The organism is uncultured Mucilaginibacter sp., from assembly GCF_903913935.1.
Taxonomy (GTDB): Bacteria; Bacteroidota; Bacteroidia; order Sphingobacteriales; family Sphingobacteriaceae; genus Mucilaginibacter.
The window spans coordinates 1-12,087 of sequence record NZ_CAIWNH010000580.1 but is presented as its reverse complement, the minus strand read 5'-3'; the positions used below and the strand labels follow the sequence as shown (position 1 = coordinate 12,087).

9 protein-coding genes are annotated in these 12,087 nt (G+C 42.5%); 5 read left to right on the top strand and 4 right to left on the bottom strand.

The annotated features are described in order from the left end of the window. Positions 1-115: 115 nt before the first annotated feature. Entirely contained in the window at positions 116-1,483 is a 1,368-nt protein-coding gene (locus QZY09_RS23570; protein ID WP_295676855.1) for a glycoside hydrolase family 27 protein, read from the bottom strand. Positions 1,484-1,934: 451 nt separating this feature from the next. On the opposite strand from QZY09_RS23570, the gene QZY09_RS23565 reads away from it, so the two are divergent. The 5 genes from QZY09_RS23565 (at position 1,935) to QZY09_RS23545 (ending at position 8,262) form a co-directional block, all read left to right on the top strand. After that, positions 1,935-3,293 (top strand): sugar porter family MFS transporter, encoded by a 1,359-nt coding sequence (locus tag QZY09_RS23565; protein ID WP_295676854.1) that lies wholly within the window; start codon positions 1,935-1,937, stop codon positions 3,291-3,293. Positions 3,294-3,737: 444 nt separating this feature from the next. Further along, a complete protein-coding gene (leuC, locus tag QZY09_RS23560; protein ID WP_295676852.1) occupies positions 3,738-5,141 on the top strand; it encodes a 3-isopropylmalate dehydratase large subunit in 1,404 nt (467 codons plus the stop codon). Positions 5,142-5,179: 38 nt separating this feature from the next. Then, complete coding sequence (leuD, locus tag QZY09_RS23555) at positions 5,180-5,776, top strand: 3-isopropylmalate dehydratase small subunit (RefSeq protein WP_295676849.1); 597 nt, start codon at positions 5,180-5,182, stop codon at positions 5,774-5,776. Between the two features lie 35 nt (positions 5,777-5,811). Continuing rightward, a complete protein-coding gene (locus QZY09_RS23550) occupies positions 5,812-7,326 on the top strand; it encodes an alpha-isopropylmalate synthase regulatory domain-containing protein (RefSeq protein ID WP_295676847.1) in 1,515 nt (504 codons plus the stop codon). 60 nt (positions 7,327-7,386) lie between these two features. Then, positions 7,387-8,262: an SMP-30/gluconolactonase/LRE family protein gene (locus tag QZY09_RS23545; RefSeq protein ID WP_295676845.1), complete on the top strand. Its 876-nt coding sequence runs from the start codon at positions 7,387-7,389 to the stop codon at positions 8,260-8,262. 83 nt (positions 8,263-8,345) lie between these two features. Here QZY09_RS23545 and ychF read toward each other — a convergent pair whose 3' ends face one another. From ychF to QZY09_RS23530, 3 genes are all read right to left on the bottom strand, one after another. Next, a complete protein-coding gene (ychF, locus tag QZY09_RS23540) occupies positions 8,346-9,449 on the bottom strand; it encodes a redox-regulated ATPase YchF (protein ID WP_295676842.1) in 1,104 nt (367 codons plus the stop codon). Between the two features lie 242 nt (positions 9,450-9,691). Further along, entirely contained in the window at positions 9,692-10,030 is a 339-nt protein-coding gene (locus tag QZY09_RS23535; RefSeq protein ID WP_295676840.1) for a DUF3276 family protein, read from the bottom strand. 119 nt (positions 10,031-10,149) lie between these two features. Continuing rightward, positions 10,150-11,937: an ABC transporter ATP-binding protein gene (locus QZY09_RS23530; protein WP_295676838.1), complete on the bottom strand. Its 1,788-nt coding sequence runs from the start codon at positions 11,935-11,937 to the stop codon at positions 10,150-10,152. Positions 11,938-12,087: the final 150 nt, after the last annotated feature.

Sequence of the window (12,087 nt, the reverse complement as noted above, 5' to 3'; positions counted from 1 at the left end):
TCCTTTTTTAACCGGGTAAAACGGTATAAGGGTTTTTTTATTCTCCTGGTAATAGGGAGTTTACCGCTGTTTGCCAGGGCTCAAAAAAATCGGAGGTTTTTGCATCTTGACACCGCTAACCTGCAGGGGGAGTAACCCGTAATAACGCAGCCCCATGCCTATTAATAGTTTTGGTATAGGTATTTTCGAAGGCGCCTTCATTTTGTTTTCCCCAAAGGTTCCGTACTTTGATGTTTCCCTTAAGCCCGATTGATGCAAAGTCGATTATCACATCTTGCGCGGTGTCACCAGTGTTAAATAATGCAACATAAATATCCCGGCTTTTCGGTACATGGGAATACCAAACCATGCTACCCTCTTTTTTATACAATTGCTTTGGATCGACACCTTGCTGGTCAACACCCAGCACTTCAGGATTGGTAAATAATTTCCGCTCGATCTGCCGGTTCTCCGGCAAATTCCCCCCGATCATCAGCGGCGAACGGAAAATACACCAGAAAGTCATATGGGTATAAAGTTCGTCATCAGTAAACCTGCTGTAACGCTCATTACTTACCGGCCCGCGTTTTGATAGTTTGCCAATTTGCAGCATATCACAATCAGGCCAGTGCCCCTTGCCTCCAATTCCTTCCCAGCGTTTTGCATAATCAAACATATGCAGTATTTCCTTCCAATTATCCCAAAAGTCATCGGCCATGCGCCACATATTGGCGTTTTTAGTCACATGTTCAGCCTCACTTACCGGCGTTTCCCCCGGCGAAATGCTTAAAACGATCGGCCTTCCGCATTGCCAGATCGCTTTCCGGTACCCTTCTATTTCTTTTTTGTGGTAGGGCCGCGCTATATCATCAACCTTAATAAAATCAACACCCCAGGACGCATAAAGTTTAAGCAGCGAGTTAAGATAGGCCTGCGCCCCGGCGTTGTCCATATTTATACCATACATGTGATTTAACCAGTCGCATTTTGAGCTGGTATCAGCTATCATATCCGCGGTAATGCCGTTGGTTCCTAAAACAGGCGATTTTGCCCAAACTGCCTGGCGAGGAATCCCCCGCATTACATGTATCCCGAATTTTAACCCAAGTTGATGAACATACGCAGCTAAAGGTTTAAACCCATGGCCGCCAAATGCTGACGGGAATTTGTCAGTTTGAGGTAAAAGACGTCCCCATTTGTCCATGGTTAACCAGGGAATAAACGAGCCATCCTGTAAGTTTTTTTGATAGGGATTACCAATATTACTGCCCGGCGGGTTATCATACGACCATAAAAAATCGACCACAACGTATTGCCAGCCGTAAGGCTTCAAATATTTGGCCATATAACAGGCATTTGCTTTAACTTCATTTTCATGCACTGCCGAGCCGAAGCAGTTATAGCTGTTCCATCCCATTGGAGGAGTTGTCGCCGGGTTTGCTTTTTGTGCATAACTATTTGCACCCACCATGCAGAAAAATAGCAAAAAAGATCTGAATTTCATTTTTACAGCGTTATGTTTATTTATGGTTAATAATTAGAAACCTGGTCCTTATTTCTTTAAATGTTTTTAAATGTTGCTTTTAATGTTTCTGTCGCGAGACTTTTTCGTTCGGCAAAAAAGGCACACGGCAACTGATTCCGGAACCATGCCTTTATATAAAGCTTCTTCAACCGTTTTTACAGGTAAAGGGTTTGTCTGTTGACAATATCCTTATAGGTTTTATAATAATTGTTAAAATAACACTTATTGTTTATGAAAAACAAGTAATGCAAAAAATATTTTAAATGTTTTAAGAGGGTGTACTGCTTTCTTCGTTTCGAAAACATCTTTTTAGTATTGAAAGAATAAATATTGTTATTTCCTTTTTTCCGGGAGAGCAAAATGAAAGCGAATTTTGCAAACAAGAATTCTTATGTAGATTTAAGTCCTGTAATTATAAACTTCAGCCAATATGAATAATAGCCCCCTGGCAACAGGTATTAAATTTAATACACCATACATTTTGGGCATTTCCTTTGTTTCGGCCCTTGGCGGATACCTTTTTGGGTTTGATTTTGCCGTGATAGCCGGTGCACTTCCCTTTTTACGGATAGCCTTTCATTTGTCACCGGTATGGGAGGGTTTTTTGACCGGGACATTGGCGTTAGGCTGCATCGCTGGGTGTTTATTGGCTGGTAATACAGCAGATCGTTATGGACGAAAGCCAGGGTTGATCATTTCGGCAGCAATTTTTGCGGTTTCCTCTTTAGGGATGGCGTTTTCTCCACATTTGCCGGAGTTTTTAATCATGCGCTTTTCAGCAGGGATAGGGGTAGGAATGGCCTCAATGCTAAGTCCGCTTTATATTGCCGAAGTTTCGCCAGCTAATGTTCGCGGACGAAATGTAGCCATCAATCAATTAACAATTGTGCTCGGGATCTTAATCACTAACTTGGTAAATTATATGCTTGCAGGTAACGGTACTGCTACCTGGCGTTGGATGTTTGGCCTTGGGTTTATACCATCGTCCCTTTTTTTATTGGGTGTTTTGTTCCTGCCCGAAAGCCCGCGTTGGTTGTTAAAAGCAGGGCATACCCAAAAGGCCACGGCCATCCTTGCAAAGATCGGGTCACCTGAATTTGTAAGACAATCATTATTGGAGATCGGAAAAACTGTAAAACAGGTTGAAACAGGTTCTTTTAGGGCTGTTTTCGCCAAATCTGTGCGGCCTGCCATCGTGGTGGGCATTACATTGGCCGTTTTTCAACAGTTCTGCGGTATCAATGTGGTCTTTAATTACACCTCTACAATTTTCAAATCCATCGGGGCCAACCTTGATAAGCAATTGCTGGAGACTGTAGCCATTGGCATAGTCAATACGCTATTTACATTACTGGCGATGTGGCAGGTAGATAAATTGGGGCGGCGACCGTTAATGCTGATCGGTTCGCTGGGGTTGTCAGCAGTTTATGTTGTTCTGGCTTTTTTACTGATGGAGCAGGCAGGCGTTTTTGTTATCTCGGTTTTTGTATTGCTGGCAATTGGCTTGTATGCAACTTCGCTGGCGCCGGTAACCTGGGTGATCATTTCTGAAATTTTCCCCAATAATATTCGGGGCAAAGCGTCGTCAGTGGCCATCGTCAGCCTTTGGGTTGCCTATTTTATTCTTGTGTTTACTTTTCCTATTCTGGCCGAATGTTTGGGCACCTATGGGCCTTTCTATTTATATGCAGCCATCTGCCTTGCTGGTTTTTTCTTTATAAAATTCAAAGTAAAAGAAACAAAGGGCCAGACACTGGAGGAACTGGAGCAGAATTTGATCAGGCATTGATCGCAATGGCAAAGCATTCATAAAAAAGACAAACCTTTGCTATTTGCCATTTTATTTCTTGAGGGAAAAATTCAATAAAGGCGGGTTTTTTAATTTGTCTATTAAAATTGAAAAATGTTGATTTTTTGTATAATTATTATTGGAAAGTAACGTATTACTTACCAATAATAATGTTGAATGATTGAATTACAATTAAGTTCCCCTTATTTTTTGAATAAAAATAATTTAGATGCAACGGCATAACGCCAAAATGGAGACGAGTCTCCGGGGGGGGGTCTTAAATGTTTAGGTAGTCCACATTGGTTTTTAGTCTTAATTCTGCCGTTTTAAGCTAAATTTTTAATAATCAATAATAAATATGAAAAAAAACTATTGAGTTAGCAATGTTTTTTCCAACTTGCACCCCCGTTTGATTCTATTACGATTAAATTAAAATATATAAAGATGAGTACCACTCCGACGACCCTGTTTGATAAAGTATGGGATGCGCACGTAGTCAAAAAAATTGAAGATGGACCGGATGTTTTTTACATCGACAGGCATTTTATTCACGAAGTAACAAGCCCGGTGGCATTCCTGGGTTTAAAAAACAGGGGAGTGCCTGTATTATTCCCCGAAAAAACTTTTGCGACTGCCGACCATAATACGCCAACCATTAACCAGCATTTACCTGTACAGGATCCGCTTTCGGCTAACCAGTTAAAAGCGCTGGAAGATAATTCGGCCAAATACGGTATATCACACTGGGGGCTTAACAACCCTAAAAACGGTATTGTACACGTTGTTGGTCCCGAAAACGGTATTACTCAACCAGGCATGACCATCGTTTGCGGCGATTCTCATACTTCAACGCATGGTGCTTTTGGTGCCATAGCGTTCGGGATCGGTACCTCTGAAGTGGAAATGGTACTTTCTTCGCAGTGTATCATGCAGCCCAAGCCTAAAAAGATGCGGATTTTGATCGATGGAAAGCTTGGTAAAGGTGTCACACCCAAAGATGTCGCCTTATTTATCATTTCGCAGATCACCGCCAGCGGCGCAACAGGCTATTTTGTTGAATATGCCGGCGAAGTTTTCGAACAAATGAGCATGGAGGGCAGAATGACCGTTTGTAACCTTTCTATCGAAATGGGTGCACGCGGCGGCATGATCGCCCCGGATGATACTACTTTTGCATATCTTAACGGCAAAGAAAAGGCGCCTAAAGGCGCTGCATGGGAAACTGCTTTGGCTTACTGGAAAACATTGAAAACAGATGCTGATGCAACCTTTGATAAAGAACTGCATTATCATGCCGCTGAAATTGAGCCCCAGATCACCTACGGAACTAACCCGGGTTTGGGTACTGCCATAACAAAGAATATCCCGACTGCTGCGGACTTAAACGAAGGTGAATCTTCCTATAAAAAATCCTTGGCTTATATGGGCTTTGCCGAGGGCGAGCAGATCATTGGCAAAAAGGTGGATTACGTATTCCTCGGAAGCTGCACCAACGGACGCATTGAGGATTTCAGGGCGTTTTCATCTATTGTTAAAGGGAGAAAGAAAGCCGATAACATTACTGCCTGGCTGGTTCCCGGATCGCATATTGTGGAAAGTCAGATCAAAGAAGAAGGAATCCTTGATATTCTTACTGAAGCAGGGTTTCAATTACGTCAGCCCGGCTGTTCAGCTTGCCTGGCAATGAATGATGACAAGGTACCTGCGGGTAAATATGCGGTAAGTACCAGTAACCGTAACTTTGAAGGCCGCCAGGGCCCCGGAAGCAGAACTTTGCTGGCAAGCCCGTATGTGGCTGCGGCAGCTGCTGTTACCGGTGTGGTAACCGACCCAAGAGAGTTTTTATAAGAATTGAAGATCATAGTTTACAAAGCATAGTATTAAAAATGGCTTACGATAAGTTTACAGTATTGAGAAGTACTGCGGTGCCTTTGCCGATTGAGAATGTGGATACCGACCAGATCATTCCGGCCCGTTTTCTGAAAGCTACAGAGCGTAAAGATTTTGGCGATAATTTATTCAGGGATTGGCGCTACAATCCTGATAATACACCTAAAAAAGATTTTATTTTAAATGACGGCACCTATTCAGGCAAAATACTGGTAGGTGGAAAAAATTTTGGTAGTGGCAGCAGTCGCGAACATGCGGCATGGGCCATATATGATTATGGCTTCCGTTGTGTGGTGTCAAGTTTTTTTGCGGACATTTTTAAAAACAATTCCCTTAATATCGGGATCCTTCCGGTGCAGGTGAGCCCCGAATTTCTGGACAAGATATTTACCGCTGTACTGGCTGATCCTAAAACAGAATTGGAAATTGATCTGCCTGCACAAACAATAGCTATCGGGGGTACAGATGATAAAGAGTCTTTTGCAATTAACGGCTACAAAAAGCATAATATGCTGAATGGTTTTGATGATATTGATTATCTGCAGGCGATGAAGAGCGAAATAGCAGCTTTTTCTGGAAAAAGTTTCTATTAGAATTATAAACACGGATCTCATTTTTTTTGACGCAAATGCAGCCTTTTATTGAAATAATGGATACCACCCTGCGCGATGGTGAACAAACCAGCGGTGTATCATTTTCCTCTTCCGAAAAATTAACCATAGCGCAGCTTTTATTGACCGAAGTTAAAGTCGACCGTATCGAGGTGGCTTCTGCAAGGGTTTCCAAAGGGGAATTTAAAGCGGTAAAAGGAATTACCGATTGGGCCAGGGCCAACGGTTTTATTGATAAAATTGAGGTGCTTACCTTTACCGATGGGAAGACTTCGATCGATTGGATGATCGAGACTGGCGCGAAGGTAATGAACCTGCTTACAAAAGGCTCATTAAACCATTTAACCTATCAATTAAAAAAAACACCTGAACAGCATTTTAAGGATGTTGCAGAGTCTATAGCCTATGCAGTTGATAAAGATATCGCGGTAAATGTTTACCTGGAAGACTGGAGCAATGGTATGCGCAGTTCGCAGGAATATGTGTACGAATACCTTGATTTTTTATCAACCCAACCCGTAAAAAGAATTTTGCTGCCTGATACTTTAGGTATTTTGATCCCGTCGGAAACACGGGATTATTTAAGGCCGATCATCCAGCGTTATCCCGGGATCCATTTTGATTTTCATGCGCATAATGATTATGACCTGAGTATAGCCAACGTTTTAGAAGCCATATACGCTGGTGTAAAAGGCCTCCATTTAACCATCAATGGTATGGGCGAACGGGCAGGTAATGCACCACTCGCAAGCGCTATAGCCGTAATAAACGACTATGTAAAAGAGGTTAAAACCAACGTAGACGAAAAAGAACTTTATAAGGTTAGCAAGCTCGTTGAAACATTCTCCGGTTTCCGTGTGCCGGTAAACAAACCGGTAGTAGGGGAGAATGTTTTTACCCAAACTGCAGGCATCCATGCCGATGGCGACAAAAAGAATAACTTATATTTTAACAAACTGATGCCCGAGCGCTTCGGGCGCGAGCGTAAGTATGCTTTGGGCAAAACCAGCGGCAAGGCGAATATTGAAAATAACCTGCAACAGTTGGGGATTATTTTATCGCAGGAAGACCTTAAAAAGGTAACTGACAGGATCATTGACCTGGGCGATAAAAAGGAAGTAGTTACACAATCGGACCTGCCTTATATCATCTCCGACATATTGGACAGCAGTGCCATCGAGGAAAAGATCATTGTTCAAAACTATGTTTTAACACATTCAAAAGATCTGCGGCCTTCAGTTACTCTTAAAATTAGTATCGAAGGGGAAATATTCGAAGAGCACGCACAGGGTGATGGGCAGTATGATGCATTTATGAATGCTTTGAAAATGATCTACTGTAAAAAGGAAAGGGAATTGCCTGTTTTGACGGATTATGCCGTACGCATCCCGCCGGGAGGTAAATCCGATGCTTTGTGCGAAACGATCATTACCTGGGACTATAAGGGTCATGAATTTAAAACAAGGGGGTTAGATAGCGATCAAACTGTTTCAGCTATCAAGGCGACGCAAAAAATGCTTAACCAGATATAGGCAGGCCTTTATCGATTAGGCCTGTTTCAGTTTTATTATTGCAGCTTAACTCGATTGGATATGAAAGCAGAAATCGTACTTCCGCATCAGTGTATGTTGGGCGAGGGCTCGGTTTGGGATTCAAAACGCGGCGTCATCTGCTGGATTGATATTTTAAACGGTGAAATTCACGAATATTCGCCCGAATCGGAAAAACATAAAATCATTCCTGTAAATCAAATGATTGGCGCGGCAGTAATTTGCCGTGACGGTAATTTTTTAGCTGCATTGAAAAACGGGTTTGGGTTTGTAAACCGGGAAACCGGTGATGTAAACATGCTGGCAAACCCTGAGAGCCATATTCCCGGCAACCGGTTTAACGATGGCAAGTGCGGCCCCGACGGCAGGTTTTGGGCGGGAACCATGTCGCATACCGATGAACCGGAGAAAGGCAGTTTTTATGTATTCGGTACCGATCACTCAGTAACAAAAAAGATTAGCAATGTATCCATCTCAAACGGCATGGCCTGGCGCGCTGATCACAAAATATTTTACTATATCGATACGCCAACATTTACAGTAGCGGCTTACGATTATGATAAAAATACCGCAGAATTAGACAACAAAAGGGTTGTCATCAACATTCCGGAGGAAGATGGCTCGCCGGATGGCATGACGATTGACAGCGACGGAATGCTATGGATAGCGCATTGGGACGGATGGCAAATAACCCGCTGGGACCCGGATACAGAAAAAAAACTAATGAGTATCCGGCTCCCCGCTGCCAGGATAACCTCCTGTGCGTTTGGCGGCGACGATTTGGAGGACCTGTACATCACATCGGCCCGAACAGGCTTAACCAATGATCAACTGGCAGAGCAGCCTTTAGCAGGCTCCCTGTTCGTCATAAAAAATATTGGATACAAGGGACTCCCGGGATTTGAATTCGGAAGTTGAGATAGATCCAGGAATCAAGAACCAAGAGTCAAGACTAACCTGTATAAATCTTAAATCCTGGCTCTTGTTTCTTGACTCTTTCCCTAAACGTTAAACCTGAAATGCATGATGTCTCCATCCTGCACGATATAGGTTTTTCCTTCTACGCCTAGTTTACCGGCTTCTTTGATGGCCGCATCCGATCCATTGTATTTTACAAAGTCTTCGTATTTGATCACTTCGGCGCGGATGAAACCTTTTTCAAAATCGGTATGGATAACACCCGCGGCTTGTGGTGCGGTAAATCCCTGTGTAATGGTCCATGCCCTTACTTCCTGCACACCGGCAGTAAAATAAGTGGCTAGGTTAAGCAGTTTATAAGCAGCTTTGATGAGTTTGTTTACGCCTGATTCTGAAAGACCAAGGTCCTCCAAAAACATCTGGCGTTCCTCGTAGGTATCCATTTGTGCAATTTCCGATTCAATTTGTGCCGAGATGATCAGCACTTCTGCATTTTCTTCCTTTACGGCAGCTTTAACCCTGTCAACATAGGCATTGCCTGTGTTGACCGAAGCTTCATCAACATTACAAACATACATTACGGGCTTTGCGGTAAGCAGCCATATATCGGCAATATATTCTTTATCTTCCTCGGCTACCGGGGCAGTACGGGCAGATTTACCTGCAAGCATATGGTTTTTGTAGACGGTTAAAACATCAAAGGTCTTTTTCGCTTCTTTATCACCGCCCGTTTTGGCCATTTTCTCTACCTTCTGGATCTTTTTCTCTATCGAGTCAAGGTCTTTCAGTTGTAATTCTGTATCAATGATCTCTTTGTCGCGGATAGGGTCGACTGATCCGTCAACATGGATCACGTTGTCATTATCAAAACAACGCAGCACATGTATAATAGCATTGGTTGAGCGGATATTGGCTAAAAACTGGTTGCCCAGGCCTTCACCTTTGCTGGCGCCTTTTACCAACCCCGCTATATCAACAATTTCAATTACATTCGGAACTGTGTTTTTGGGTTTTACTATTTCAACCAGTTTGTTGAGCCGTTCATCCGGAACGGTGATCACTCCTACGTTTGGCTCGATAGTACAAAACGGAAAATTCGCCGCCTGTGCTTTGGCGTTCGATAAGCAATTAAAAAGTGTTGATTTACCCACATTCGGCAAACCTACTATACCACATTGTAAACCCATATTGGTTGATTAAGTTGATTAGTGAGTGGTTGATTAAGTTAGAAGAATAGTCAATTAAATATAATAACTTAATCAACCTATTCAACCCAATTAACCATTCTCAAATTTGCCGCAAAGATAAAATAAAAAATGGCCTGCGAATTGAAAAGTTAAAGCTGATTGTGCCAGGACATGCCTTTAAACAAAAAAGCCTGCTTTGGGCAGGCTTCTCTTCGTTTAGTAATTAGTTTAGATTGTTTGGTTCATATCTCAAAAGAAAAATCATCATCGGTAGTTGTAGCTGTATTCGCAACTTCTGGTGATTCGTTAAACTCGTAGCGTTTTTCAACTACGTCCTGGTTTGCTTTGATGTAATCAATGGTGCCCATTAAGCCTTCCGCAAACTTTTCAAAATCTTCCTTGTATAAAAAAATCTTGTGTTTAATAAAAACGCCATCTTCCAAACGCTTTTTACTTTCAGTAATAGTAACGTAATAATCGTTTGATCTGGTGGCCTTTACGTCAAAAAAATAAGTTCTCTTCCCGGCTCTCACCTTCTTTGAAAAAACCTCTTCACGCTCTCTGTTGTCAAATTCTCCCATATAAAATTGCTCTAACTAGTTTTTGGTTGGCATAAATATAAATAAATTTTCAAAGTACAAGTATCAAATCGAATATTATTGAGCGTTTTAAGCCTTTTATTTTTGTTTCGAATAGTTTTTTATACGTTTTCCTCTTCCTCAAGCAATTGCTTTTCGTATAATTCAAAATAAATGCCTTTTTTGTCCATTAAATATTGATGGTGCCCCTGTTCAATAATTTCACCTTTATCCATCACCAATATTTTATCCGCATTTTTTATGGTTGATATACGGTGCGCGATAATAATGCTTGTTTTGCCCAGCATGTTGCGGCCAAGGTTGTTCAGAATCTCTTCTTCGGTACGGGTATCCACCGCCGAAAGGCAATCGTCAAAAATAAGGATCTCAGGCTGTTTTACAATCGCCCTCGCGATGGATACACGCTGTTTCTGACCGCCCGAAAGCGTTATACCGCGTTCGCCTATCAGCGTTTCAAATCCTTTTTCAAGTTCCATAATATTGGCGTAAACCGCTGCGTCCCTGGCAGCCTGTTCAACGCGTGGCATCTCCAGTACATCAGCACTAAAGGCGATGTTGTTGGCAATAGTATCCGAAAAAAGAAATACATCCTGGGGCACAACACCAATTTGCGAGCGGTAACCTTCCAGGTTAAGTGACGCTATGGGGTGGCCATCAATAAATACATCGCCGCCGGTGCAATCATACATCCGCAGGATCAAATTGGCAATGGTTGATTTGCCTGAACCGGTACGACCGATAATGGCCACCATTTCGCCCGGATTTACTGTAAACGAAAGGTTTTTTAACGCTCTAATACCGGTATCAGGGTAAGTAAACGAAACATTGCTGAATTCTATTTTGCCCTTAATGTTTTGTTTTGCGACGTTAGGGGAGATGATCTCGGATTTTTCCTGCAAAAACTCGTTGATCCTTTTTTGCGATGCCGCGGCCCGCTGGATAAGCGAGGTAACCCAGCCTAATGATATTACCGGGAAGGTAAGCAGGTTAAGGTAAACGATAAACTCGGCAATGTTACCTGAGGTTATATTACCTTTCATCACCTCGATGCCCCCAATGTAAACCGTGATAATATTGCTTAAGCCAACCAGCATCAGCATAAGCGGGTAAAACAGGGCCTGTACTTTTACCAGTTCCATGGAGTGAGTTTTATAGTTTTCACTCTCGGCAGCAAAGCTTTTGCGCACAAAAGATTCCCTTACATAAGACTTTATGATCCTGATCCCCGAAAAGTTTTCCTGCACAAAGCTGGACAAGCCCGATAACCGCTCCTGTATTTTCTCGCTCCGGTAGTGGATGATGTTATTTACATAATAGATCAGCACCGCCAGGATGGGCAATGGTAAAACCGAAAACACAGCAAGCCTTACGTTAACGGTAAGCATGGCATAGATGACCATTATAAAAAGCACCACAGTGTTGATGGTGTACATGATGCCAGGGCCAAGGTACATGCGCACCCGGCTCACGTCTTCGGTTACACGGTTCATCAGGTCGCCGGTATTATGGCGGCGGTAAAATGCAAGCGATAATTCCTGGTAATGGTGATAGATCTCGTTTTTAAGATCGTACTCAATATGGCGCGACATCACAATTATGGTTTGCCGCATAAAAAACAAAAACAGGCCGCGCAATAAAGCCAGCACCAAAACCAATATACCGAATAACAACAAACTCGAACCAAAGATCTGGTAGATCATGTCCTGCCTGTGAAAACCTGAAAATAGTTGGTAGGTACTGATATTTTCGGTCACCAGGTCAAATGCTATCCGGATAACCTGTGCCGGCAATACCCCGAAAATATTGGAAATAATGACGAATAAAACGCCGGGTATTAACCGCCAGATATATTTGTAAAAGAATTTATTTAAATAAGCGAGGTCTTTCATGTTTTTAGTCCGAATGTCCAAAACCTGCCTGCCGGCGGGCAGGGACCGGAAGTCCGAAAGATCAAAAGTAATTTAATGAAATAGAACTCTGAGCTTTTGGGGCCATTTTTTTGTTAACGTAAGGTAAATATTACCCTGTATTTGTCTTAC